The sequence below is a fragment of the Streptomyces sp. NBC_01439 genome (assembly GCF_036227605.1).
Classification (GTDB): Bacteria; Actinomycetota; Actinomycetes; order Streptomycetales; family Streptomycetaceae; genus Streptomyces.
Window position 1 is genome coordinate 9,482,498 of sequence record NZ_CP109487.1, and the last position, 24,487, is coordinate 9,506,984.

Genomic DNA, 24,487 nt, shown 5'->3' on the forward strand with positions numbered 1-24,487 from the left:
CACACCTTCACCTTCAGCGTGCGCCGGGACCGGAATCAGCGCGAGTGCAGTGTGGTCTTCCGCCGGCCGGCGCCCGTCCTCTTCGTAGTCGCCGACGGTGCTCTGGGCTCTTGGATGGTCAGTCATGGGGGCCGGGTCCCGGTGGTGAGGTATGAGCGGTGGTGCGACGCTGAGGCCATGAGTGGACACCGACCGGCCACCCGTCTGCTTCCTTTCACGGTGGCCTGCGCCGTACCGGCCCTCTACGCGCTGTGGATCCGCCCCCGGATGCTGACGTGGGGCGCGACCGGGGACGAGATCACCAGTGTCTACCCTGGCGACGATCTCGTGCCTGACGCGGACGGTTCGTCGACCATGGCCGCGACCCTCCCGGCACCACCCGAGAAGGTTTGGGCCTGGCTGGCGCAGATGGGAGGCGACCGCGGCGGCTGGTACAGCTGGGACAGGCTGGATCACTGCGGCCAGCCGAGCGCGGACCGGATCGTGCCGGAGTGGCAGGATCTGGAACTGGGGCAGCACCTGATCACGGCCCCCGACGGCCGGTCCTGGTTCACCGTGGCCGTCCTGGAGCCCAACCGGACACTCGTACTGCGCGCAGATCTGACGCTGCCCTCCGGCCGCTCCTACGACAAACGGACCGGCCCCCCGCCCTGGGCGCACATGAACGGCGCCTGGGGCTTCCATCTGCGGCCCGCCCCAGGCGGCGGAACCCGGCTGGTCGTCCGTACCCGCGGCATGAGCCGTCCGCGCCCGTTCACCCGGCCGTTCGACCTGCTGCTGGGCGAACCCGCCCACTTCGTCATGCAGACCCGCCAGTTCCACAACCTGCGCACCCGGGTGGCCACAGAGGCGTGACATTGCGTGGCCGACGCGCGGAACGACCGGGCGAGTGCCTGGGGCCAGCGGGGGTTCGCCGCGCCCTCGTGATGGGCATCGAGACCGGGTGGGGTGTCCCTTGGGGGAGTCAGCCGCCGGTCATGGTGAGCAGGAGTCCGGAGGCGATCAGTCCGGTCTCCACGACGATGACGATGTCTTCGGCGCCGCGCAGCAGACCGCGGGCGAGGAAGAACGGGGCGACCATCGGGCCGACCGTGCCGTCACCCGTCACCCGTCGCGTGGCCGCACTCCGTACGAGCCCGCCACCCCGCCTCCGGCCCGTCGCCACCGCCGTTCTCGCCCTCGGCCTCCTCGCCGCCGACGCCACGACCGACTGCTCGGATTGCTCGGCCACCGGCTCTGATCCCGCGGCGGGGGCAGAGCCGTGCTCTAGGGTTGTCTCGTAAACGATCTTCGGGTCGCTCGGACATGCTTGCCCACCGTGTACCCCGCCGGTCGGTCTATCCGGCGAGTGAGGTTGTGCAGGCGCGCGATGCCGAGCATGGCGTGGTGGACGCCGTCGCCTTTGAGGCGACAGTCGCGGAGGATCTTCCAGGTCTTCATGCGGGCGATAGCCAGGACGACTCGGACGCCGTCCGCGTCGAGCCGACGGCGCCTGACGGGTAAAAGCCCAGGTCAGGCGCCGTTTTTCGTGCTCCTGGAAGAAGCCGAGCTTCTTCGGCAAGTACGAGACGAGCAGATTCTTCGAGTGCCGGTGGTACACGCGCCACGCCCCTCCTGCCCAGGCGAGGTGAGCGGTGTCCGGGACGGCACGCTGGGCGGGCGAGGAGGCGGGCTCGATGTGGGCGCTGTGGACGGCGGTGCGTTCGGTGGCCGCGAGCGCTCCGGCGATGCGGGAGGGCTGATTGCCGATCCGGAGGGAGGGGTCGGGCTCGTGGACACGCTGCCTTCCCGCCCGGCGGCCGGCGCCAGACTGCTTCGGTACGCGGCGTGCCGCTCCTCACGGTCATGGGTCCTCTGCCATGCTTCTGCGGTTGCGAAGGCCGCCGTGGTGCCTCCTGCTGCCGTAGAGAGGAAGCGGGGGCGGGCGTTCGGCTGGGGAAGCAGGAGCTCGACGTGGGTGAAAGAGGCCGGGTGGAGACGGACCGCACCGTCCGGGGCGTGGCGCACGTGCTTCGGCTGGCTCACGACGCGTTGCGCTTGGCCACGGCCGTTCTCGTGGCGAGCGGGCCTGGCGCGGAGCGGGAGATGACTGCGCTCGGGAGAGCCTTGACCGAACTGGGCAGCGGTGCGGACGACCTCGCCGCGACCAATGAGGTCGCGGATCTGCGGTCCGTCCTCACCGGCTTGTATGTCGGTCAGGATGTGGGCCGTATCGACCTGCTGACCCGGCAGTTGGGTGATATTGCCTGGGAGCGGCGGTCGGTGCGGCCGCTCCCGGAGGAGTTGCGGCTCCCCGTTCGAGAGATCGGCGAGGTCTGTCTCACGTTGATCGGTCGGACGAGCGACGTCGTCGCACTCTCCGCGCCCCATACGGTCGTCGGCAGGGAACTGGCGGACGTCAGCCGTCGCCAGCAGGCTCTGGGCCGCCTGCTGCTGGAGAGGGAGCAGGCGATCGCAGTGACCGACGCCGTCGACGCGGCGGTGATCGGCCGCTGCTACGAGGAGTGCGCGTATCGGGCCGTCGCCGTGGCCCGCCACGCGGCCCTGCTCAGGGAGACCACGTCTGGGCGGTGACGAGCACGCGAGAGGGTGTCAGGGCAGGCCTGCCAGGGCGGTTTGGTCGAGGATCAGTTGCCACACGGCTCTGTGGAGGACGAGGCCGCCGTGGGTGACGACCATGCCGGCCAGGACCGGGTCGGCAGGGTCGATCTGCAGTTCGCCGTCTCGCACGATGCGCTGGAGCACCGCGGCGACGTTCCGTGCGTATGCCGTGGAGGCTGCTCGGGGGAAGTGCGCGGGGAGTCGGCCCGCGCCGATGACGGTGACTCCGAGTCCCGTGGTCGACGTGCTCTCGCGTCGCGCGCCCTCGACATTTCCTCCGTCCGGCCCAGCGACCGTATCGACGACCACGGAACCGGGACGCATGCCGACCATGGCTCGGGCGGTCACCAGGACCGGCGGTCTTCCCCCGGGGCGGGGCGGGACGGCGGCAACGACGATGTCGACGTCCCTGAGCAGGAACGGTGGCACCTGTCCGCCCGCTGCGTCGTCGACGACGCGCACCTGGGCCCCGAGTCGGCGGAGGGTTTCGGCCGCCTGCCGTGCCGCGGCACCGGAGCCGATGACGCAGGCCCGCGCCACCCCCGGGGAGCCAGGACCGGGCGTACCCGCCAGGGGACGCCCGAAGCGGTCGGCCGCGAGGAGCGCCGCTTCGCAGCCGGCGAGCCGGTCCTGGGAGGCGGCAGCATCCCTCGGGTCTGCCGCCACCAGCGCGGTCGGCGCGAGATCCAGACCGATCGTGGTGAGCCCCTCATCAGCCCACCGCCGGACCTGGAAGGGGATGCTCAGCGGGTCCAGGAGCGCGATCAGTACCTGCCCCCGCCGGAACCGGCAGCCTGCCGGGAGGACGGGCGGCCGTACGCCCACGAGGATGTCGCACCGGGCAAAGAGTTCCTCGCGCGTGGTGACGTCGGCACCTGCCTCCCGGTAGAGGCGGTCAGGCATCCCCGCCGATGCGCCGGCGTCGGACTCCAACAGCACATCGATCCCCAGCGTCCGTGCCGCGCCGACGAGATCGGGCACTAGGGCGACCCTCTTCTCGCCCGGCGCTGCCTCCCGGCAGATGCCCACCGTCAGAGGAATCACCACTGACTCACCTCCGCCCGAAGGCCTTCCACTCCCAGTATGAATCTCATGCACCGCGAGTCGCACCGTCAGCGGATGGGCGCACAGGGTCATGCTGGGATGCCTGCGGCTCGGCTCAGGCACGAAGGGACAGCGCGCGATGTCTTCCGGCACCGGTCACGGCTGGCAGTTCTGGATCGACCGGGGTGGCACCTTCACCGACATCGTCGCCCTGACCCCGGACGGTCGCCTCCTGTCCCACAAACTCCTGTCCGAAAACCCGGCCCGCTATCGCGACGCGGCCCTTGCGGGCATCCGCATGCTGCTGGGGCTGAAGCAGGGCGGAGAGATGCCCCGTGCCGCGATCGACGCCGTGCGGATGGGTACCACTGTGGCCACCAACGCCCTGCTGGAACGCACCGGCGAGCGCACCGCCCTGATCATCACGCGTGGCTTCCGCGACGCTCTGCGCATCGGCTACCAGAACCGCCCCCGCCTCTTCGACCGGCAGATCCTCCTCCCTGAAGCCCTCCACGAGAGGGTCATCGAGGTCACCGAACGCATCACCGCTGACGGTACGGTGCTGAGCCCGCCCGATCTGGACGGCCTCGCCGTCGAGCTGAGACGCGCGTACGACGACGGCATCCGCGCCGTCGCGGTGGTGTGCCTGCACAGCGCGCTGCATCCGGGGCACGAGCGGGCGATCGGCGAACTGGCCGAGCGCATCGGGTTTCCCCAGATCTCGCTGTCCAGCGAAGTGAGCCCCCTGGTGAAACTGGTGCCCCGGGGAGACACCGCGGTCGTCGACGCCTACCTTTCCCCCGTCCTGCGCCGCTACGTCCGGCAGGTCGCGGACCGGACGGGAGGCGTGCGGCTGATGTTCATGCAGTCCAACGGCGGTCTGGCCGAGGCGGGGCACTTCCGGGGCAAGGACGCCATCCTGTCCGGTCCGGCCGGCGGCATCGTCGGGATGGCACGCCTGTCGCAGTTGGCCGGATTCGACAAGGTCATCGGCTTCGACATGGGCGGTACCTCCACCGACGTGTCCCACTTCGCGGGAACCTATGAGCGGGTGTCGACCGCCCAGGTGGCGGGAGTCCGTCTCCAGGCGCCCATGCTCGACATCCACACCGTCGCGGCTGGAGGCGGGTCCATCCTGCACTTCGACGGCAGCCGCTACCGCGTCGGCCCCGACTCCGCCGGGGCGGACCCCGGACCTGCGTGCTACCGCGCGCAGGGTCCACTGACGGTGACCGACGCCAATGTGATGCTCGGCCGCATCCAGCCGGCCCAGTTCCCCAGCGTTTTCGGACCGGACGGACATCAGCCCATCGACCGCCACGTCGTACGGCGGGGGTTCGCCGAACTCGCCGGGCAGATCCGCTCGCGCACCGGCGACCGGCGATCGCCCGAGCAGGTGGCCGAAGGCTTTCTACAGGTGGCGGTGGCGAACATGGCGGCCGCCGTCAAGCGGATCTCCGTGCAGCGGGGGCACGACGTCACGCGGTACGCACTGACCTCCTTCGGCGGGGCCGGCGGCCAGCACGCGTGCGCCGTCGCCGATGCCCTGGGGATCCGCACCGTCCTCGTACCCCCCATGGCCGGGGTGCTGTCCGCGTTGGGCATCGGTCTCGCCGACACCGTCACCGTGCGCGAGCGGTCGGTCGAACTGCCCCTGGAAGAGGCGAGCATGCAGCGCATCCACGTCGTCGCCGACGAACTGGAGACCGCGGCACGCGCCGTGCTGCAAGCGGAGGACGTCCCTGCCGAACGCATCCTGGTCACGCAGACCGCACGGCTGCGGTACGACGGCACCGACACGGCGGTCACGGTGGCACTGGCCGACGCTCCGGCGATGATCGAGGCATTCGAGGTGAGCCACCGGGCGATGTACTCGTTCCTCATGGACCGCCCCGTCATCGTCGAAGCCCTCTCGGCCGAAGCAACGGGTCTCACTCCGCAACCCGACCTGAGCCACCTCGCCGAGAGCGGCCCGGCCGACGACGCTCCCCCGGAGACAGTCCCCCTCTACACGGACGGCGCGTGGCGCGAGGTGTCCCTGCGGCAGCGGGAACTCCTGCGCCCGGGCGCCGTCGTGACCGGCCCCGCCGTGATCACCGAAACCAACGCGACCACGGTCGTGGACTCCGGCTGGCGGGCCACCGTGAACGGCACCGGGCATCTGGTCGTCGAACGCGTCACCGTGCCGGCCGGGGCCGACGTGGAGACCGCGGCCGACCCCGTCATGCTGGAGATCTTCAACAGCCTCTTCGTGTCGATCGCCGAGCAAATGGGAGCACGGCTGGCTTCGACGGCGCAGTCCGTCAACATCAAGGAACGGCTGGACTTCTCCTGCGCGCTGTTCGACCCCGACGGCAACCTGGTCGCCAACGCACCCCACATCCCGGTGCACCTGGGCTCCATGGGCACCGCCGTCAGGGAGGTCGTCCGTCGCCGGTCCGGGACGATGCGGCCCGGCGAGGCCTACGCGGTCAACGATCCGTACCACGGTGGCACCCACCTGCCCGACATCACCGTGGTGACCCCGGTCTTCGACGAGCGGGGCGAAGTGCCCGGTGCGGAGATCCTGTTCTTCGTCGCCTCACGGGGCCACCACGCCGAGATCGGCGGCCTGACGCCGGGGTCCATGCCAGCCGACAGCCGGGAGATCGACGAGGAGGGCGTCCTCTTCGACAACTGGCTGCTCGTCGAAGGCGGCAGGCTGCGGGAGGCCGAGACCCTCGCGCTCCTGGCCCGGGCGAGGTACCCGTCGCGCGCCCCGGCGACCAACCTCGCGGACCTGCGGGCCCAGATCGCCGCCAATCGCAAGGGCGTCGAGGAAGTCGGCAAGATGATCGACCACTTCGGGCTGGACGTGGTGCGGGCGTACATGCGTCATGTCCAGGACAACGCGGAGGAGGCCGTCCGCAGAGCGGTCGTGACCCTCACCGACGGCGAATGCCACTACGAGATGGACTCCGGGGCGGTCATCTCCGTACGGGTGACCGTGGACCGGCAGGAACGGTCGGCGACGATCGACTTCACCGGTACATCGCCCCAGTTGAGCACCAACTTCAATGCGCCCACATCCGTGGTGAACGCGGCCGTGCTGTACGTCTTCCGCACCCTGCTCGCCGAGGACATCCCGCTCAACGACGGCTGCCTCAGGCCCTTGCGGATGATCGTCCCGCCCGGGTCCATGCTCGCGCCGGTCTATCCCGCTGCCGTAGTGGCCGGGAACGTCGAGACGTCCCAGGCGATCACCGGGGCCCTCTACGCCGCCTTGGGCTCGCAGGCCGAGGGGAGCGGCACCATGAACAACGTGACCTTCGGCAACGACCGGCACCAGTACTACGAAACCGTTGCCTCCGGCTCCGGCGCCGGACCGGGATTCGACGGCGCGTCAGCCGTGCAGACCCACATGACCAACTCCCGCCTCACCGACCCCGAAATCCTTGAACTGCGCCTCCCCGTCCTCGTGCAGGAATTCTCCGTTCGTACCGGCAGTGGCGGCGCGGGACGCCAGCGGGGCGGCGACGGCACCGTACGCAAGATCCGCTTCCGCGAACCCATGACGGTCAGCATCCTGTCCGGCCACCGCCGGATCCCGCCGTACGGCATGGCCGGCGGTGACCCCGGCGCGCTGGGCACCAACCATGTGGAGGGGGCCGATGGCACCACCACGCCCATGGCCGGGTGCGACTCCGTCGCCGTGCAGCCCGGCGACCTGCTGGTCATCGAGACACCGGGCGGAGGCGGCTACGGCAAACCCTCCTGAACCACCCGGTTCTCCTGCCGTAGGCGGGGTCCTCATCGGCACAGAACCTCATGCCGGTGAGGCGCCTCACCGGCCGCCTGCCACCCGTGTGGCCGCGGCGCATCGCCGGGGAGAAGCTTGACATGAGGGACCGAGTGAGGGAGCGCTGTGAGTGGTCTGGTGATCGTGGGAGTGGATGGCTCGCCATCGAGTCTGGCCGCCGTGGAGACGGCGGCCCGGGAGGCCCGACGGCGTGGGGCGGGTTTGCGGGTGGTGCACGCCTTCCACTGGCCGGTCATGCCAGTGCCGTTGGGGCCCGTACCGCAGGACCCGGCAGAGCGCGAGTTCCGGGTCATGGTCGAGAAGCTGGTCGCCGAGGCGGTGGAGCGTGCCAGGGCGGTGGCGCCCGAGGTGGACGTCACCCATGCCGTGGTGACGGGGGAGCCGTTGACCGTGCTGGAGGCGCAGTCGCGTGGCGCAGAGCTGGTGGTCGTCGGATCCCGGGGCATGGGAGGCTTCGTCGGGCTGCTGGTGGGCTCCACGACGGTGAGGATCGCAGCTCACGGCCAGTGTCCGGTACTTGTGGTGCGGGAGCAGCCGGATCCTGCGGGGCCGATCGTGCTGGGAGTGGACGGCTCCCGGGCCGGGGCGGCGGCGGTCGATTTCGCCTTTGCGGAGGCCGCGCTGCGCGGTGTCGGGATCCTCGCCCTGCACGCCTGGACCCCGTGGAACGCGCCAGTACCTCCACCGCAGGATCCTACCGAGCCGTATGCGAGCCGACCGGGCATGCTTGCCCAGGCCGAGGAGGCCGTGCTGGCCGAGGCACTCGCGGGCCGCCGGGAGAGGTACCCGGAGGTATCGGTCGAGCACCGTGTGACGCGCGGCGGCACCCGTGAGGCTCTGATCGAGGCAAGCAGCACCGCACAGCTCCTGGTCGTCGGCGCTCGGGGGCGCGGTGGCTTCGTGGGCCTGCTGCTGGGATCGGTGAGCCAAGCCATGTTGCACCACGCACATTGCCCGGTCGCAGTGGTGCGGCGGCCCGGCGAGCGCCGCTGACCGCCGACTCGGCCGCTGCCGCGAAAGCCGCACGACCGTCACCAGGGCCTTCTTCGATCTCGCCGACACGATCACCACCGTTCGCAGGGTGATCCGCCGGGCCTGGGCCGCCCACCGCTGGGAGAGGATCTCCAGTTGAACCGGAGCGATTCCGTCGACCACCGCTCCGTCCTGCCTGGGCGGGCGCCGGTCAGCCGGCGTCCAAGGGCTGCTGGGGTACCACGATCAGGTGCGGCTCTTCCGTGGCCAGCGCGGCTTTCACCGTCGCCGTCAGCCCGGCGAGGGTGTCGATCCGGGTGGTAGGAATCCCGTATGCCGAGGCGATGCCGGTGACGTCGATGCCGGGGATCTCGAGGCCGGGTACGCCTGGCGCCCGCATGACCTGAGTGAATTTCTTGAGTGCCCCGTACTCGCCGTTGCGGGCGACGACGAACACCACCGGGACCCGGTACCGCGCTGCCGTCCACAGCGCACTGACCGTGTAGTGCAGGGCCCCGTCACCGAGCATGGCCAGCACGCGGCGCGACGGATCGCCCAGTTGCAGGCCGATGGCTGCCGGCAGGCCCCAGCCGAGGCCCCCGGACGCCGGAAAGTACAAACTTCCCGGTCGTGAGATGTCGAAGCGGTCCCAGGTGGTGTCGACCGATGTCCATTCGTGGGCGAGAACGGTGCTCTCGTCCTTCGCTGCGTCGAGGGCGTCGACGATCGCCTCCGCGCTGAATGCCGGTCCGGCTTCGCCCAGGCGGCTGGTTCGTTCGAGTGGTGGTGGCGGCGGCCGGTGGCGGGCGGGCACGGTGTCGGCGAGCCGGGCCAGGGCGTCGGAGGGGTTGCCGACCAGGATCCGGCCGAACGGGGCCCGGGCTGCTTCATCGGGATCCGAGGTCACGGCCCAGAACTCGGTGCCCGGAGGCAGGTAGTCGCCTTCCTCGAATTCGTGATAGCGGAAGATCGCCGCTCCGAACGCCACCACGAGATCGTGTCCGTCGAAGCGATGTGCGACCCCGGGGATGTCCGACGGCAGGACCCCTCGAAAGCCGGGGTGCCGGGTGGGAAACGGACAGCGGGACGGGCTCGGCGCCACGAACACCGGAAGGGCGAGCCGGTCGGCGAGCCGGGACGCCCCGTCCCATCCGGTGGCGTCGTCGATGCCGGGCCCGACGACCATGACCGGGTTGGCCGCGTCGGTGAGCCGGTGGCGCAGGAGGTCGAGGGTCGCTTCGGAGACGACCGGGTCACCCTGTACGGCGCGGGCCTTGAGGTGCTTCAGCGCGCCGGGATCCGCCTGGTGGTCCCAGTCGTCCAGGGGCAGCGAGATGTAGACCGGGCCGGCGGGGGCGGATCCTGCCAGCAGGATGCCCTGCGAGAGCGCCTGGGGCACGTCCTCGGGGCGCAGCGGTTCGCTGCTCCATTTCACCAGCGGGTCGGCCAGTGCCGTGGCGTCGACGTTGGTGAGCAGCGCATTCAGGGCGGTGTAGCGTCGGGCCTGCTGTCCGGAGGTGACGACCACGGGCACATGGCCGGATTGGGTGTTGGTCAGGTTCCCCATCGCGTTGCCGGTGCCGGCCGCGGCGTGCAGGTTGACCAATGAGGGTCGGCCGGTCGCCAGGGCGTAGCCGTCCGCCATCCCGAGAGCCGCGCCCTCGTGGAGTGCGAGGATGTAGCGGAAGTCCTCGGGGAAGTCACGCAGCAGCGGCAGCTCGTTCGAGCCGGGATTGCCGAAGATGGTGGTGATGCCGTGACTCCGGAGCACCTCGAAGAACGCGTCGCGTACGTTCACGCCACTTTCCTCTCCCACAGTACGGAGCACGGTGCGCGGTCGGCACGATCAGCGACCTGTGGTGGAACTGTCGGCGTCATCGACGGCGTCTCCTCTCGCCCACAGCGCTCGCATGTCCCGCAGCACCCAGGTAAGTGCCTCGTTGGGGATCAGGTAGCCGCCGATGCCGCTGCTGTGCAACATGTCGTAGATCCGTCCGGACACGTCGGCCAGTCGGGCGGCCGGGTCGACGCCCGGCTCGGGGGGAGCCGGGATCACCGCGGTGATGGTGTCCGCCCGTTGCTCGATGACCTCGATGCGGTACGCGCCGTCGACGACGGAGCCGAAGTAGGCGGCGAGCGCCGCCTTGGGGTCGGCCAGCAGCGCTGCCCTCATCGCCGGGTCGGTGCTGAGCAGCCGGTAGTGCTCGGTGAAACGATCGGCACCGCTCATCGGCCGTCCTCGCCGCCATGATTCCGGTACTGCTCTCGCATCTCCAGCAGCGCCGTCTTTGCGTCCTGCGGCAGGATCCAGACGAACTGGTCGCCGCTGCGCCACAAGTCCATCTGGTTCACGACGTTCTCGCCGCCGTTCTCTTCGGAGGGCACGGGCGGGATGACGAGGTACAGCGTGTCCGGACGCTGGAGTCTCACGTCGAACCGCATGGCGGGCGGTACGTCGATGCCGAGCCGGGTCAACGCCGCGCCGGGGTCCTCGGCCAGTGCGGGATCGCTCCAGGCGAGCATGGTCAGGGTTTGCTCAAGGTCGAGGCCGGCCGGACCGCCGGATCCGGCATTCGCATCGGGTGCATCTCTCACGTGCTCACGCCCGCTTCCGGGGTGTGCCGGTCGGGCTGCCCGGAGACGGACAGCACGAGCCTCGACGACGAATGGACGGTGTTCCGGCTGCTCGTGCCGACGGGCGCGTGGCGGAACCCCATGATGGCGGGGGTGCTGTGGTCCTGGTCGTCGCTGGTGACCACGAGCCGGATGCGATGCCCGGTGGCGAACCTTCGGGCGTTGGTGACAAGTGGGATCCGATAAGTGGTGACCAGACCCGGGACGACGCTCTCGGGTTCGCGACAGGGGAGTTGGGGCGGCCCGGCCGAGTCGGCGTCAGGATCGATCCGGCGCAGGCCGGCCCGCAGCCATCCGGCGGTGACGTCGACGGCGGTGTCGTCGGGCGCCACGTCCTGGAGAGTGACGATCCATGCGGTATCGGTGGCGGTGGCGCTGGCATGGAGCTCGGCCTCGATGTCGCCGGCGACGTCGAGCGCCTCGGTCAGCGGTTCGCTGGTCCACGCCAGTTGGGTGGGAGGGTCGGCGTCGCTCGGCCGTGATCGTCCGAGTCCCTGGCCGAGCACCATGAGCGACCGCTCTCCCGGGGCCCCCTGGTCGTCACCGAGCGCGCCATCGGCCCGGAGGCTCCATTCGAGTTGCCTACTGCCCTGCGGGGGCCACACGTCGCTCGTGCGCCACTCGTCGGCGCCGGGCATCCAGTACCGGATCGCGGGGCCGTCAAGGATGCCGGTGTCCTGATGCTTCAACCAGTGGTCGAACCAGGCGAGCGCCTCTACATGGAGGCTCTCCCACGGCCACGTCAGCCCGAACTCGCCGAGCATCGCGACCCGGACGACTGGAGCGTTGGTCAGCGCCCGCAAGGCGGGGAACGTGGAGGGGAGGTGAAGTGGAACGTTCTGCCAATCACAGCCGAGATAGGTGGGGACCTCGACGCGGTCGAGCAGCGGCAGGAGGTTCCGTTCGTCCCACCACTCGTCACGCAGCGGGTGCTCGACCGCCATTGCGCGCCACAGGTCGTCCCACGGGTGTGGATCGTGGTGGAGCTTGAGCGCAGCATGGAGGAGAGCGATCGACGACTCGCCGTTCATGGTGGCGAACTTCCGGTGAAGTGGCGCCGTACGCAGAACGTCCCGGACCGCGTCGACCAGCGGGCCGCGCCAGAACCGATCGCTGCGGGCCGAAGTGAGCCCCACCATGGCGAGAAAGGGCGTCACGAAGCCGGAGCTGAACAGCCCGTGGTGCATCGCCGCTTCGTACAGGTCGGTGGTGACAGCCACGGGGAAGATCGCCCGCAGGTGCGCCGGGCGCTCGACAGCTGCCTCCAGCTGCGCCATGGCGAAATAGCTGATGCCGATCATCCCGACGTTGCCGTCGCACCACGGCTGGCTCGCTGCCCACTCGACCAGGTCGTGCAGGTCACGACGTTCCTGAGCGTCGAAGAACCCGAACGTCCCCCCGGAGCCCCCCGTCCCCCGGAGGTTGGCGATCACGTGTACGTAGCCGCGCGGCACCCAGAAGTCGGATGCGCCGGCCTCGATGAAGCCCATCGGGGCGCCCAGGTCCTGGATCTGGCGCGGGTACGGTGACGCCGCGATCAGTGCGGGAAACCGGCCGTCGCCATCCGGTCGATACACATCGGCCAGCAACTCGATGCCGTCGCGCATCCCGACGGTGACGTTCCGATCACGCCGCATGCCGTGTTCCGGTTCCGACAGGTTGCGGTACTCGCGGCCCGTGGTCTGCGGACCGTTCAGATGGCGCTGACCCGGTTCGACTCCCGCGACCCTGGACACGAGCCCCCTTCCCTGTGCGGTGAGCGGTTACGTCACCAGACCGAGGCTAACAGGGCATATCGGGAAAATCCGGCTTCTCTCGAGTGTCGGCGGCGCCACCGCACGCCCCCTCTTCGCCGCCCGAACGGGACGTCTTCCGAGCGTGGATCGGGGACCTCGATCCGCGATCGGTAGGAGTGGAGTGCGATCTGCTCGAGCCGGGAGGAGACGCCGAGCCGGACGGACACGGTCTCCCCGGCGGTCACAGAGCGTCGCAGTTCCATGATCGCGAAGACCTGTGCCCGCCCGGCCACCCAGATCCCCTTCCCCACCCGTTCAAGCGGGGCCGCGCACGCCGAAGGGGTGTGGATGCGGAGGACCGCGGTCGGTGATCAGCTCGGCGACGCTGTGGTTCCGCACGGCAGGTCAGTCCCGATCGAGGCGGTGATGTGCCGCCTCACCTCGTCCGTCAGGGCGGCCAGGCGGGGCGACACGGCGGCCACCGGCGCCCGGGGGCTGTCGATCCGGCGTGCCGCCTCCGGCGCCTGTGCGAGATCCGTCTCGCACCGGGCGCGCGCCGACGCCAGGGAGGAGTGCGGACCGATCCTGCGCCCGCCCCGCATCACGGTCCGCAGCAGCGGCTCCGCCCCCTCGGGGACGTCCTCGTCGCGCAGGCCGACCGTGTCCTGGAGGCCATGACGGCGGAAAACCTGCTTGGGGGCGGGTTCGGTCGCCTTGGCGGAGGAGAGCTTCATCACCGGGCGGCCGTCGTAAGCGACGAGTTTGTACGCCGCGTCGAGGTACGGGGCGTCGGCGGACACGCCCATCTTCGTACCGACCGCGTACACGTCGATCGGCGCCCCGGCCCGCACGAGAACGTCGATCGCGTACTCGTCCAGGCCGCCGCTCGCGATGATCCGCACGCCCGGCAGCCCCGCGGCGTCGAGCAGGGCACGGGCGCGCCGGGCGAGGGCGTCGAGATCCCCGCTGTCGAGCCTGACCGCGCAGCCGGCCGGGTCGCCCAGTTCGTGGAAGACCTGCGCGGCGGCCTCGACGCCGTGCTCGGTGTCGTAGGTGTCGACGAGCAGGGTGACAGGGCCGGGGTGGGCCCGGACGAAGGCCCGGAACGCGTCGTGCTCGGTGGGGAAGGATTCGACGTACGAGTGCGCCATCGTGCCGGAGGCGGGAAGGCCGTACTGCACGGCGGCGGCCACGTTGCTCGTTCCGGCGAACCCCACCATCGCGCTGAGCCGGGCCGACGCCCTGCCTGCCTCGGGGCCGTGGCTGCGGCGCAGCGAGAAGTCGATCACGGGGTGTTCGGCGGCGGCAAGGACGCACCGGACCGCCTTCGACGCGACCGCGGTCTGGTGGCAGACCAGGGTGAGCAGGTACGTCTCCACCAGCTGCGCCTGTGGCAACGGGGCGGTCACCTCCAGCAGCGGCTCCCCGGCCAGGACGAGTCGTCCCTCCGGTACCGCGCGTACCTCCCCGTCGAACCGCAGTCCGAGGAGTTGCCGGAGCTCATCCGGCCGCCGGTGCAGTGCCTCCGCGAAGTCCCGCACATCGGCCGGGCCGACCGTGAAGCCGGAGAGGAAGTCGAGCGCGGGCTCCAGCCCGGCCGCCACCAGGAATCCGCGGCCTTCGGGCAGATCCCGTACGAAGAGACTGAACGTGGCCGGCTCCTGCATCCCCTCGCGGAGGTACGACAGGGCCATGGTGACCTCGTAGATGTCCGTGGTCGTCACCCTGGACATGCTTTCCTCCTCTGCGTCGGGCCTTCCCTCATGAGGCTTCGGGCTCCGAGAGTCGGCAGTGGACGTTCACCGAGCCTTCACCGCCCGTACGAGTCGCTCCGCCACCGCGATCACGGACCACGCCGAGCTGGGCAGGACCCCGCCGACGGCCTGGGCCGCCCGAGCAGGTCGCCGTGGCGCAACATCTGTCCTGATGAGGCACCGTGCGGCCGGGGAGGTCATGCTCGGATGCTCCCCTCGATCTTCGGCACGACCGCCACCGGGCAGAGGGCGTGGTGCAGCAGGGCGTGCGCGACGTGGCCGAGTTGCAGGCCCAGGTGGCGCTCGTGGCGTTGTGCGCCGACGACCACGAGGTCGGCCGCCGCGGTGCGTTCGACGAGGATCTTGTGCGCGGGCCCCTCCACCAGAGCCCTGTGCAGCCGGACCGGCGGGTGTTCGCGCAGCGGCCCGGTGAGGGCCTCGTCGAGCACGGTGTCGGCACGTGCCCGGTGGTAGACGCACGTGCCGTCGGGGAGGGCAGGGTGGTCGACGGCCTCGGGTGCGGGGCACCGCCAGGCACGGACCGCGTGGAGCTCGCAGTCGCGCGTCGTGGCCTCGCGCAGGGCGAACCGTACGGCCTCCGGGCCTCCGGGGGTGTCGGCGACGCCGAGCAGGATGCGGTCGTGCGTGCCGTGGAGGCCGGCCTCGTCGCCGCGGACGACGACGACCGGGCACGCGGCGCGGGCGGCGACCGGCAGGCTGACCGAGCCCAGCAGGAGGTTTGCGATCTCGCCACGCCCCCGTGAACCGGTGACCAGGAGCCATGAGGTACGGCTCTCCCGAAGCAGCGCGTGCACCGGGTCGTCGGCGAGTACCTCGGTGTCCACCTCGAGGTCCGGGTTCCGCCGCTCGGCGCGGCCGGCGGCGACTCCCACGACGTCATGGCCGACCACCTGTCCGGCCGACCGGTCCTGGCCGGGCGCCGGGGGCTCGTACCGCTCCCACCGGGAGGCGTACACGATCCGCAGGGAGCGCTTGTGCAAGGCGGCCTCGTCCACGGCCCAGTCCAGTGCCTCGAAGCCGTAGTCGGAGCCGTCGACGCCGACGGTCAGGGGGAGTTCCATCGGGGCCACCGCCGCCCTCTCATCCGTCCCGCACGGTCAGTTCGTCGATCACGGCGGTCACCACATCGAGCCCTTTCACCTCGGCGAGCAGCCGCGCGGCGTCGTCACCCGCCACGGGGCCCCGGAGACGGACCACTCCCTCATGGACGGTGACCTCCACCGTGTCGGCGGCCTCGGGGAACATCTCCCGGACGCGGCCCTCCACGCCCTCACGGACGGCCGCGTCGTCCTGGAGCAGGGCGTCCAGCAGGGTGTGCCGCTCGACGGTACCCACGAGCCGCCCGTCCGCCTCGGTGACCGGAAGGCGCTTGAGGCGGGTGAGAGCCACCAGCCATGCCGCCTCGGGGACCGTCGTGTCCGCCAGGACGGTAATGGCTGGGCTGGTCATCAGGGCCTCGGCCGTCTCCTTGCCTGGCTCGACCGCCGGCCGGGTGTCCCGCAGCCGGCGTACGGTGCTGGGGCGGTGCGCCTGCGCGGCGACCACGGCGAGGAGATCGGCTTCCGAGACCACGCCCAGAACCCGGTCGTCGGTGTCGACGACGGGCAGTGACCCGATGCCGTGCTCGGAGAGGGCTCGGGCGATGTCGGGGAGGGCGGTGTCGGCGGTGACCGACGGATGGGGCACGGCCATCAGGTCGCTCACGACGAGGTCTGTGCGGGGGGCCCGGGCGGCAGGCCGGGCCGCCTTCGCGGCGGACACGGCCGCGATCGCGCCGAGGTACCGCATGAGGGCGTCCTGCCGCAGCGGCTCGTCAGGCATGTAGGCGCGCCCCGGCACGCCTCGGCGGGCCTCGGCGCCCGCTGAGTACTTCTCACTCTCGTTCATGGCGCTCGCTCCATATGTGGTCCCGCGGTTCGGGCTTCGCGCCGCTCGCTGGGGCGCGTCGAGTTCCTGTTCCTCCGGATTCTCCAAGCCCCTCGGCGGGGGACTCGCACGGCCCGTGCCGGGGTCTGGGCGTGTGCTTCGCGGACGCTCATCCGGTCCTCGGGCCGCTCGGTGTCCGATGTGTGCTCACTCATGGGCGACCTCGGACCCATGGATCACGCCATCGACAGACACGCCATGGGAAGGCGGCGCGGCCACTGTGTGCCACTTCGCGCATGTGCAGGGCGGCCGGCGACGCTCCGTCGTGTGGCGGTCCGCAGCGCATCGACGTCACTACGGTCCGGGAGCGGCTCCGATCCGTCCGCTCCTTTCCTACTCGCCACCACCCAGTCTTCCTCGGCCACCCGAGACGCGCAGGGGGCCGAACGGACCTTTTCCCGGGGCTGAGGGTCCTGCCGACCGATGGCGCGCGGTCGGTGTCCTGCGTCGGGGTATGCGCCGCACCGGCCGTTTCGAGTGCCGAATGCGGCGGCCCGTCGAGGCCGTCGGCAGTGACCGTTCCCAAGATCCAGGCCGCCAAGCGCCCTCGCTCTTCCGCGCCCTTGCCCCACCGCGCTCGACGATCCCGCGGATCCGAGGAGACATCCAGGGCGTCGGGTCCGGACTCCGTCATCCGTAGGGAGAAGCCGACCTACGTGCCATGTGCTCGTCCGCGGATTCAATGTGGGCTTCAGGTCCGGGGAAGAAGACGGTCTCCCGGTCATCCTCCGTCCAGCGCACGACATATGGCGGTGTGCCGTCCGGATGCTCAAGACGCACGATCTGACCCCGGCGGCGCTGCCCGCCCAGATGCACGGACTCCACCACGATCCAGTCTCCGACGTGTGCGCGCACGGGGTGCTCCCTCCGCCTGTTGCTCGCCGACCCTCCCACCAATTCGAGAGTACGCTTCGAGAGCCGCTCCTGAGTCGCCGAGGCCGTGCGACCAATCCGTATGGCCCTCTTCGCTGCTGATCCGTGGTCCCCTGGGCCAAGCTCATCAGACCGCCTGGTCGACGGCGCCGACGCGCTCTCCGTTCTGCGCCTCGTGGGAGGCGCCGGGCTACGGTGGAGGAGCCAGAGCAATGACCGCCTCGTGCCGCCGCGGCCGACTCGGGAACCTGCCCGCCTGACTGGCAGGAACGAGTGATCCTGTGCCCGTTCGGGGGCGGCGGTCCGGATGACGAAGAGAGGCGGCATCGTGGTGCTCGTAGCAGCGGATGTGGTGGGTTCCCCGTGCTGGCTGAGTCTGATGGCACGTGACCGTCAGGCCGCGGAGCGTTTCTACGGGGCGGTACTGGGTTGGACATTCCGGACGGGTGGTTTCGGGCGTGCCTTCTCGGTGGCGGAGCAGGACGGTGTGCCGGTGGCGGGGATCGGGGCGATGGCTGGTGCGCTGGCAGTGCCCGTGGCGTGGACGGTCTACTTCTCGGTGGACGACGCCGATGTCACCGTGGCCAGGATCCGGGAACGTGGGGGCACGGTCGGGGTGGGCCCGGTCTCCTATCCGCCGCGCGGCCGGGCAGCTCTCGCGACCGATCCCGAGGGGGCGGGTTTCGGTATCTGGGAGGGGCGTGTCCTGTCCGAGTGGAGTGTCGGGGACAGCGAGGCGCCGATGTGGCTGGAGCTGCACACCAAGAACGCCTTCGACGCGGCCGTCTTCTACGGTGAGGTCCTGGAGTGGGCGCGGGCGGCGGAGGAGGGCAGCGGGTGCTGCGACGTCTCCTACGAGGAGGACCAGGTCGTCCTGCGGCGCGAGGGCCGGCCTGTAGCGCGCCTGAACAGCGGGCCGGTCGAGGCGGCCGCCGCCAGGCCGCAGATGCGGCCCCGCTGGCTGGTCCACTTCAAGGTCCCGGACCTGACGGCGGCGCAGGCGGCAGTAGTGGAGAACGGTGGCAGCATCGTTCCCGACGCGGAGCCGTGGGGTGAGGGAGAACTGAGGGTGACGGTGAGTGACCCGGACGGCGGCCTGTTCACCCTCGACCAGTCGCCTTCCGCCTCCACGTGACAACGCCCACCTGCGCAGTTCAGCGATTACTACCGGCTCGCGGTACTGCACACGCTGTGCAGCGGGGCGCCCACGGGCGCACGGCCGGCGCGGGTGCTGAAGGGTGCCGGTGCACGACTCGCCTTCCGGGCCACGGAAGCGGAGGATGGGAACTGACCTCGTATCCGGTGCTTCATGGAGGTGAACCGTTATGACCCTGCCTGTACGCCACAGGCCAGGACAGCTTCTGGAACGGGCGTTTCCCGCGTTGGGCTGGGGCGAGCCGATGGCCGGCGAGCTCGACGAACTCTTCGGGCGGATGAACCAGCTGCTCGCTTCCGCCGCGCCCGCCGGAACCTGGGCTCCTCTGGCAGACATGCACGAGACGGACGACGCCTACGTGGTCGAGGCGGAAATCCCCGGGGTCAATAACGAAGACATCGACGTCGAGATCGGCGATCGGGAGCTGTGCATCACCGGGGAGTACAAGGAACGCGAGCGTGAGGGCGTGCTACGGCGTTCCACCCGCCGCACGGGACGCTTCGAGTACCGGGTGCTGCTGCCCTCTGACGTCAAGGCCGAGGACGTCACGGCGGCCATGGCCGACGGAGTGCTGACCGTGACGGTTCCCAAGGCCGAGGCCGGCAAGCCGAGACACATCGAGATCACCGCGAGCTGACATACGGACACCACATACGCGTCCGGGGCGGACGGTTTTCGAGGCCGTCCACCTCAGCTCTCATCGCCTCGAACCGCACCCGCCGGCGGTGCCCGCGCCACACCCCGGCTTCTCCGGGCACTGAAGCTGCACGGCTCGTGTGACGACCTGCTCGCATTCTCCTTCGCCACCGCCGCGGCATGGGGCATGCCCCTGCGGGCCGTCCACGGCCGAACCCTGCCGGTGCACGCGCACGCTCCCTGGGGCGCGGACCACGACGTGACCGAGAAGATCGCGGAGGAGGCACAGAAGCTCCTGCCAGGCCCTCGGCCCCTGGCGCGAGCGGTTTCCAGGTGTGGAGGTGGCCGACAGCCTCGGTCTCGAAAGCCCTGCCAAGGCCGTGGCCCGTGCCGCTGAGGGGGCCGGGCTGCTTGTCGTCGGCCGACGCAAGCATCGTCCTGCCCTGGCACCTCGTCCGGGGCCCGTGGCCATCGCCGCTGTTCATCACGCGCGCTGCCCCGTCGCCGTGGTCCCCCATGACTGAGCCGACCCACCGCGAGGAGCCGAGGTTGCCGGTGCACGAAGCCGACGCGTCCGTCCTCCGGACCGGCACGGGTCTCGTAGGGCGGATGCGCGGTCGAGCAGGGCCGCGCAGGACTTGTTGGTCCACTCGGGCGTGCGCAGGCGGCCTTCGCCATGGTCGGCGGCTGCGGATTCCTCCGCCGGGATGCCTGCCGGCTCCTTGCGGAGGCGGTCGCTGTGGAGCAACGTGACGCCGTGTGACGCCCGGCCGGCCGTACGTCCGTACGGCTCTGTCCAAACCCCTGCCTTCCGTCGCCCCTGAGGGGGCGGCCTGCTCAGCCAGTCTGCAACTCGACCGCCGAAAGGCGGCACCCGTCGGATGCGTCCGGTGGTCCCGCACCCTGCCATGGCACAGAGTGGCACGTGACGCCCGTACACCCACGTCTTGATCACGGAGGCTTGTCATGACCCAGAGCACCCCCTCTGAGCACGACCGTCTGACCCTCGTCGAAGCACAGGTGCAGACACTTGCCCAGGCAGTCCGGGCACTGGCCGAAGGTCTGGAGGCCAACCCCTCACAGGACACGGACGCGTCGGCCCAGGCGGCGCGCGGTGCACGGCTCGCTCATGAACTTCTCCTGGCCCAGGGCCTGTAGCACCACGGCGAAGTCCCGCGTGACCGAAGGCGGCGACGGGGTGCCGGAGTTGTAGCCGTGCGCTGTCGCCGCCTCGGCGCGGAGAGCCGCTGTCGCGAGGCCTTGATCTGCACCCTCGGTGAGACCTCCGGGCCCATCGCAACCCGGCCGTTTCGGTGGCGCTCGCGACACGTGGAGCGTTCCCTTGGCGCAGGGTGCCTGGATACGTCCTCGCGCAGATGGGCGGAGCACCGGCGACCGTGATTCTGGGAACGGCCTCCGGGGCCCGTCAGCGGTCCCGGACGGGCGCCCGGGCCGGCGCCCCAGGACCGGCGGCCATCACGTCTCTCGGTGTTCGTCGGACCCGCGGGGAACGGCGCCGAGGTGGGGAAGGTGGCGGACGAACCAGTCCAGCGCGGCGTCGGCCACGGCGTCCAGGGCGCCGGGTTCCTCGAAGAGGTGGGTCGCACCGGGAACCACGCCGACCTGGTGCTCGCAGCGCAGCCGGGCGGCGGCTTGGCGGTTGAGATCCAGTACCTGATCATCGGCTCCACCGACGATCAGCAGGGTTGGGGCACGTACGGCTGCGAGGCGGGAGACCGCCAGGTCGGGACGTCCGCCCCGGGAGACGATCGCGGTGATGTCGGAGCGGGGTTCGGCGGCGGCCATGAGCGCGGCCGCGGCGCCCGTGCTGGCGCCGAAGTAGCAGATGCGTAGGGGGACCCGCGTCCGGAGCCAGCTCGTGGCCTGCGTCAGGCGCAGAGCCAGGAGCGGAATGTCGAAGACCTTCGCCCGGTCCCGCGCCTCGGACGGGGTGAGGAGGTCGAAGAGCAGCGTCGCCAGCCCCGCACGGTTGAGGACCTCGGCCACGTGGCGGTTGCGGGGGCTGAGGCGACTGCTGCCGCTGCCGTGCGCGAAGACGACGACGCCCGCCGCGCCCTCGGGTACGGTCAACAGCCCGGGCAACCCCGTGCCTCCCGCGTCCACCGCCACTTCACCCGTCTGTGCCGGGCCTTGACCCGAAGCCTGTGCAGGCGGTGCCGGGCGGGCCCGCGCCGCCGTGGCCAACAGCGCGGCAACTTCCTCGTCTTCCACCTGCGAGAAGTCCTCGTACCACTGGCCCACCGCGTAGAAATGACGGGGTACCGAGAGGCACACCACCTCGTCGGCCTCGGCCCGAAGCCGCTCCAGCGCCTGGGGAGCCGCCACGGGGACGGCCAGGACCACCTGCGCGGCTCCGTGCTCCCGCGCCACCTCGCACGCCACGGACGCGGTCGATCCGGTGGCGATTCCGTCGTCCACGATGACCACCGTGCGTCCGGTGAGCGCAATGCGCTCCCGACCGTGCCGGTAGCGCGTCAGACGCCGCTGAAGTTCAGCCCGTTCGGCTTCCTCCACCCGAGCGCAGTCCCGTTCCCCCAGGCCGGCGGCACGGACCGTCGCACCACTGATCAGTCGTACGCCGCCCTCACCGATGGCGCCGAACGCCACCTCGGGCTGGAAGGGCACGCCGAGTTTGCGGACCACGATCACGTCCAGCGGCGCGCCCAGGACACGTGCCACCTCCGCGGCCACGGGCACCCCACCGCGGGGGAGCCCGAGTACCACCGGCTCGGCCAGGCCGAGCCGGGACACCTCACCGGCCAGCTGTCTTCCGGCCGCCGTTCGATCGGCGAAGAACATGCTGCGCCTCCTTGTCGCCGGCCTCGCCCCGTCGGCTTCCGCCGCCGAAGAGGCGGGCCGGAAGGACGGGGTGGCTGGAACCCGACGGTTGCGGTGTTCGGCAGGCCGCGTGGCCGGGGGCCGGGCCAAGGGCCCCCGGCCACCGCCGCATCGGAGGCCGAAGGGCCGGCGCGGCACAGAACCCCCGATTCCAGGGTCGTACCGGCGCCTGAGGTCCGCATCCGCATGCGGCGTCGTCGCGAGTGCGCCGGGCAGGCGGGGGGGCAGGCGGGGCACGGATCCCCGGGTGTCCGACTCTCGTCCGGGCCTGCAGACTGGGAAGAGCGGAGCCCGTGGTGACGGGGGCCGGTGAGAGGGGCGGTGGCGATGGATGCGAGGGACTTCCCTCGGTCTTCCGGCGGTCATCCGTTCGATATGGATATCGCTCTTGACCGCATCGCGGACCGGGCCAGGGCTCTCGCCGAGACCGAGGAAAGGCTTCGGGGGCTGCTCGACGCGGTGCTCGCCGTCAGCGGGGAGAAGGAGCTGCCGGGTGTGCTGCGCAGGATCGTCTCCAGCGCGATGGCCCTCGTCGACGCCCGTTACGGAGCCATCGGCATCCTCGACGACCGGCGCGAGGGACTTCAGGACTTCATCACGCTGGGACTGACCAAGCAGGAGAAGCGCCGCCTTGCGGGCATCGAGAAGCCGCAGGGCAGGGGCCTGCTGGGCCATGTGATCCGCCACCCCGAACCCCTGCGGGTCGATGACATCGGCGCCCACCCGGAGTCCTCCGGCTTCCCGCCCGGACACCCGCCGATGCGCACGCTGCTGGGAACGGCGATCAGGGTCCAGGGCGAGGTGTACGGGGATCTGTACCTCGCCGACCGTCGCGACGGCAGGCCCTTCGACGCCGATGACCAGGCCGTGGTCCTCGCCTTGGCGGGCGCAGCGGGGGTGGCCATCGAAAAGGCACGTCTGATCACCCAGATCCGGGCCGGCGCCGAACGGTTTCAGCGCCTCCTGCTGCCCACGCTGCCGGACCTGGCTCCCTTCACGGCCGCAGCGCACTACCGCCCGGCCGAGGGAGCCAGACTGGGCGGCGACTGGTACGACGCGGTGCTCGTGCCCGGGGGAGCCTGCGCGGTGGTCATCGGGGACGTCGTCGGGCACGACATGCAGGCGGCGGCGTCGATGGCCCAGATACGCAACATGCTGCGTGCCCTGCTCTACGAACGCCGCACCCCGCCCAGCGCCGTGCTCGCCCAGTTGGACCGCACGCTGGAGGCGATCACCGACAACCCGGTCACCACGGTGTGCCTGGCCCTGGTCGAGCCGGCGGGCCGCGCCTGGGAGGCGCACTGGAGCACTGCGGGGCACCTGCCTCCAGCGCTCGTCATCCCGGGAGAGGCCGCCCGGTACCTCCACGGCGACCCGGATCTGCACCTCGGCGTGGATACGGGGCATCCCCGCCGGGACCACCGCTGTTCCCTGCCCCCGAACGCGGCCCTCGTCTTCTACACCGACGGCCTCGTCGAGCACCCCGACCGGCCACTCGATGAAGGACTGGCCGCTCTCGCCCGGATCCTGACGGAGCACGCGGACCTAATGCCTGCGTCCGGCGCTGGTGGTTCGCGGCGCCGCCCGGCAGGCTCTCGTAGCGCCGGTGTCGACGCGCAGGCTGGGCCCGTTTCCTTCGGATTCTGGTGTCTGCACGGCTCGGCCTCCCGGGAACAGGGTGCGACTGCCTCCTCCACCTTCGTGCGTCGGGCGCCGGAGGGCCATGGGCCTCCCGGTCCCCTTGAGGGGCCCGACCGGCACCTGCCCGGGGCTCCGTTCAGGGCCATGCTGATGTCCGGGACAAGACCTCACGACGCGGAGAGGAGGGGCTGGCATGGGATCGGCGACACAACCGCAGGCACGGCCCCCACCGACCGGGCCGGACACGCCCGTGACGACCTGGACCGTCGGGGAGGTCATGCGAAGGGACGTGGTGGCCATCGCCGCCGACGAGACCGTGCTCATGGCCTGGGAGCTGCTGGAGAGGACCGGTGCCGCGCACCTTCCCGTCCTGTTGCCGGACGGCCGGTGCTCCGGACTCCTCGACCGCTGCGACATCGCGGTCGCGTGCTCCGCGCCCGCCGTCGTGCTCTCGGCACTGGACGTCGGCACCTTGGTGTCGGGGCGCCGGCGGGTGGCGGTCCGGGCGCAGGAAAGCGTACGCAAGGCAGCGTTCGCCATGACGGAGAACGGTTGCGATGCCCTGCCGGTGCTCGGCAGCGGCGGCGGGCTGGTCGGACTGCTGACAGCTTCCGACATCGTCGCCGCCCTCGTACGGAACCCGGCCCCTGGGCCCCGGGCCGCGGAGGGGGGAGCGATCGGACCGTTCTCGATGACCCCGGGACTCGGGCCCCGCCGTGACGACCGGGTGAACCCCGTTCCATGAGCGGCGTCACAGGATGAGGATGAGATGGCCAGGACGAACGACCGCGCGGCCGCACGCAGGACGGGCCCGGAGCGGTGGCGGGAGCCGGGT

General features: G+C 70.9%; 18 protein-coding genes and 5 pseudogenes. 11 read left to right on the forward strand and 12 right to left on the reverse strand.

Going from position 1 to position 24,487, the window contains the following annotated elements; all coding sequences use genetic code 11:
* Window positions 1–177 precede the first annotated feature (177 nt).
* Window positions 178–855 carry an SRPBCC family protein gene (locus OG207_RS43420; RefSeq protein WP_329107224.1) on the forward strand — a complete coding sequence of 226 codons (678 nt, stop codon included), beginning with the start codon at window positions 178–180 and terminating at the stop codon, window positions 853–855.
* A 411-nt stretch (window positions 856–1,266) separates the two neighbouring features.
* Here OG207_RS43420 and OG207_RS43425 read toward each other — a convergent pair.
* Window positions 1,267–1,464, reverse strand: a pseudogene (locus OG207_RS43425) (hypothetical protein); the annotation flags it as partial.
* 507 nt (window positions 1,465–1,971) lie between these two features.
* Between OG207_RS43425 and OG207_RS43430 the strand changes: the two are divergent.
* Window positions 1,972–2,574: a hypothetical protein gene (locus tag OG207_RS43430; protein ID WP_329107226.1), complete on the forward strand. Its 603-nt coding sequence runs from the start codon at window positions 1,972–1,974 to the stop codon at window positions 2,572–2,574.
* Between the two features lie 18 nt (window positions 2,575–2,592).
* On the opposite strand, the gene OG207_RS43435 is transcribed toward OG207_RS43430, so the two are convergent.
* On the reverse strand, window positions 2,593–3,648 hold the full coding sequence (locus OG207_RS43435) for an NAD(P) transhydrogenase subunit alpha (RefSeq protein WP_329107229.1): 1,056 nt from the start codon (window positions 3,646–3,648) through the stop codon (window positions 2,593–2,595).
* Between the two features lie 136 nt (window positions 3,649–3,784).
* Between OG207_RS43435 and OG207_RS43440 the strand changes: the two genes are divergently transcribed.
* On the forward strand, window positions 3,785–7,402 hold the full coding sequence (locus tag OG207_RS43440; RefSeq protein ID WP_329107230.1) for a hydantoinase B/oxoprolinase family protein: 3,618 nt from the start codon (window positions 3,785–3,787) through the stop codon (window positions 7,400–7,402).
* 147 nt (window positions 7,403–7,549) lie between these two features.
* On the forward strand, window positions 7,550–8,437 hold the full coding sequence (locus OG207_RS43445; RefSeq protein ID WP_329107232.1) for a universal stress protein: 888 nt from the start codon (window positions 7,550–7,552) through the stop codon (window positions 8,435–8,437).
* Between the two features lie 190 nt (window positions 8,438–8,627).
* On the opposite strand, the gene mdlC is transcribed toward OG207_RS43445, so the two are convergent.
* From mdlC to OG207_RS43485, 8 genes are all read right to left on the reverse strand, one after another.
* Entirely contained in the window at window positions 8,628–10,214 is a 1,587-nt protein-coding gene (gene mdlC / locus OG207_RS43450; protein ID WP_329107235.1) for a benzoylformate decarboxylase, read from the reverse strand.
* Between the two features lie 48 nt (window positions 10,215–10,262).
* Window positions 10,263–10,646 (reverse strand): hypothetical protein, encoded by a 384-nt coding sequence (locus OG207_RS43455; protein WP_329107237.1) that lies wholly within the window; start codon window positions 10,644–10,646, stop codon window positions 10,263–10,265.
* Window positions 10,643–10,939, reverse strand: coding sequence for a nitrile hydratase (locus tag OG207_RS43460; RefSeq protein WP_329107239.1), 297 nt, complete (start codon window positions 10,937–10,939; stop codon window positions 10,643–10,645). Before OG207_RS43460 ends, OG207_RS43455 begins: the two co-directional genes overlap by 4 nt.
* A gap of 68 nt (window positions 10,940–11,007) precedes the next feature.
* Window positions 11,008–12,786 (reverse strand): CocE/NonD family hydrolase, encoded by a 1,779-nt coding sequence (locus OG207_RS43465; protein WP_329107241.1) that lies wholly within the window; start codon window positions 12,784–12,786, stop codon window positions 11,008–11,010.
* Window positions 12,787–13,157: 371 nt separating this feature from the next.
* Window positions 13,158–14,519, reverse strand: a complete 1,362-nt coding sequence (locus OG207_RS43470; protein WP_329107243.1) for a nicotinate phosphoribosyltransferase — start codon at window positions 14,517–14,519, stop codon at window positions 13,158–13,160.
* Between the two features lie 218 nt (window positions 14,520–14,737).
* Window positions 14,738–15,622 (reverse strand): universal stress protein, encoded by an 885-nt coding sequence (locus tag OG207_RS43475; protein ID WP_329107246.1) that lies wholly within the window; start codon window positions 15,620–15,622, stop codon window positions 14,738–14,740.
* Window positions 15,623–15,641: 19 nt separating this feature from the next.
* Window positions 15,642–16,448 (reverse strand): CBS domain-containing protein, encoded by an 807-nt coding sequence (locus OG207_RS43480; RefSeq protein ID WP_329107248.1) that lies wholly within the window; start codon window positions 16,446–16,448, stop codon window positions 15,642–15,644.
* Between the two features lie 669 nt (window positions 16,449–17,117).
* Complete coding sequence (locus tag OG207_RS43485; protein WP_329107251.1) at window positions 17,118–17,687, reverse strand: DUF1918 domain-containing protein; 570 nt, start codon at window positions 17,685–17,687, stop codon at window positions 17,118–17,120.
* A gap of 52 nt (window positions 17,688–17,739) precedes the next feature.
* On the opposite strand from OG207_RS43485, the gene OG207_RS43490 reads away from it, so the two are divergent.
* The 3 genes and pseudogenes from OG207_RS43490 to OG207_RS43500 all read left to right on the forward strand — a co-directional run.
* The gene (locus OG207_RS43490) at window positions 17,740–18,495 is read left to right on the forward strand and encodes a VOC family protein (RefSeq protein WP_329107253.1); all 756 of its coding nucleotides are present in this window, start codon (window positions 17,740–17,742) and stop codon (window positions 18,493–18,495) included.
* 190 nt (window positions 18,496–18,685) lie between these two features.
* Window positions 18,686–19,153, forward strand: coding sequence for an Hsp20/alpha crystallin family protein (locus tag OG207_RS43495; protein WP_329107256.1), 468 nt, complete (start codon window positions 18,686–18,688; stop codon window positions 19,151–19,153).
* 114 nt (window positions 19,154–19,267) lie between these two features.
* A pseudogene (locus tag OG207_RS43500) lies at window positions 19,268–19,676 on the forward strand (universal stress protein); the annotation flags it as partial.
* Window positions 19,677–19,753: 77 nt separating this feature from the next.
* On the opposite strand, the pseudogene OG207_RS43505 reads toward OG207_RS43500, so the two are convergent.
* Window positions 19,754–19,909: pseudogene (locus OG207_RS43505) on the reverse strand (AAA family ATPase); the annotation flags it as partial.
* A 209-nt stretch (window positions 19,910–20,118) separates the two neighbouring features.
* Between OG207_RS43505 and OG207_RS43510 the strand changes: the two are divergent.
* Window positions 20,119–20,310 carry a hypothetical protein gene (locus OG207_RS43510; RefSeq protein ID WP_329107258.1) on the forward strand — a complete coding sequence of 64 codons (192 nt, stop codon included), beginning with the start codon at window positions 20,119–20,121 and terminating at the stop codon, window positions 20,308–20,310.
* Window positions 20,311–20,453: 143 nt separating this feature from the next.
* Window positions 20,454–20,615, forward strand: a pseudogene (locus tag OG207_RS43515) (hypothetical protein); the annotation flags it as partial.
* Window positions 20,616–20,628: 13 nt separating this feature from the next.
* Here OG207_RS43515 and OG207_RS43520 read toward each other — a convergent pair.
* The gene (locus tag OG207_RS43520) at window positions 20,629–21,972 is read right to left on the reverse strand and encodes a phosphoribosyltransferase family protein (RefSeq protein WP_329107260.1); all 1,344 of its coding nucleotides are present in this window, start codon (window positions 21,970–21,972) and stop codon (window positions 20,629–20,631) included.
* 414 nt (window positions 21,973–22,386) lie between these two features.
* On the opposite strand from OG207_RS43520, the pseudogene OG207_RS44220 reads away from it, so the two are divergent.
* Window positions 22,387–23,541: pseudogene (locus OG207_RS44220) on the forward strand (PP2C family protein-serine/threonine phosphatase); the annotation flags it as partial.
* 433 nt (window positions 23,542–23,974) lie between these two features.
* Complete coding sequence (locus tag OG207_RS44225) at window positions 23,975–24,397, forward strand: CBS domain-containing protein (RefSeq protein ID WP_402697585.1); 423 nt, start codon at window positions 23,975–23,977, stop codon at window positions 24,395–24,397.
* The last annotated feature ends 90 nt before the right edge of the window (window positions 24,398–24,487 follow it).

Bases quoted from the DNA above. Each gene is read 5' to 3' on its own strand.
- OG207_RS43420 (WP_329107224.1), top strand. From the start codon at position 178: ATGAGTGGACACCGACCGGCCACCCGTCTGCTTCCTTTCACGGTGGCC.
- OG207_RS43440 (WP_329107230.1), top strand. From the start codon at position 3,785: ATGTCTTCCGGCACCGGTCACGGCTGGCAGTTCTGGATCGACCGGGGT.
- OG207_RS43455 (WP_329107237.1), bottom strand. From the start codon at position 10,646: ATGAGCGGTGCCGATCGTTTCACCGAGCACTACCGGCTGCTCAGCACC.
- OG207_RS43460 (WP_329107239.1), bottom strand. From the start codon at position 10,939: ATGCTCGCCTGGAGCGATCCCGCACTGGCCGAGGACCCCGGCGCGGCG.
- OG207_RS43470 (WP_329107243.1), bottom strand. From the start codon at position 14,519: ATGTCCAGGGTGACGACCACGGACATCTACGAGGTCACCATGGCCCTG.
- OG207_RS43475 (WP_329107246.1), bottom strand. From the start codon at position 15,622: ATGGAACTCCCCCTGACCGTCGGCGTCGACGGCTCCGACTACGGCTTC.
- OG207_RS43480 (WP_329107248.1), bottom strand. From the start codon at position 16,448: ATGAACGAGAGTGAGAAGTACTCAGCGGGCGCCGAGGCCCGCCGAGGC.
- OG207_RS43485 (WP_329107251.1), bottom strand. From the start codon at position 17,687: ATGCCGCCTCTCTTCGTCATCCGGACCGCCGCCCCCGAACGGGCACAG.
- OG207_RS43490 (WP_329107253.1), top strand. From the start codon at position 17,740: ATGGCACGTGACCGTCAGGCCGCGGAGCGTTTCTACGGGGCGGTACTG.
- OG207_RS43495 (WP_329107256.1), top strand. From the start codon at position 18,686: ATGACCCTGCCTGTACGCCACAGGCCAGGACAGCTTCTGGAACGGGCG.
- OG207_RS43510 (WP_329107258.1), top strand. From the start codon at position 20,119: ATGACCCAGAGCACCCCCTCTGAGCACGACCGTCTGACCCTCGTCGAA.
- OG207_RS43520 (WP_329107260.1), bottom strand. From the start codon at position 21,972: ATGTTCTTCGCCGATCGAACGGCGGCCGGAAGACAGCTGGCCGGTGAG.
- OG207_RS44225 (WP_402697585.1), top strand. From the start codon at position 23,975: ATGGCCTGGGAGCTGCTGGAGAGGACCGGTGCCGCGCACCTTCCCGTC.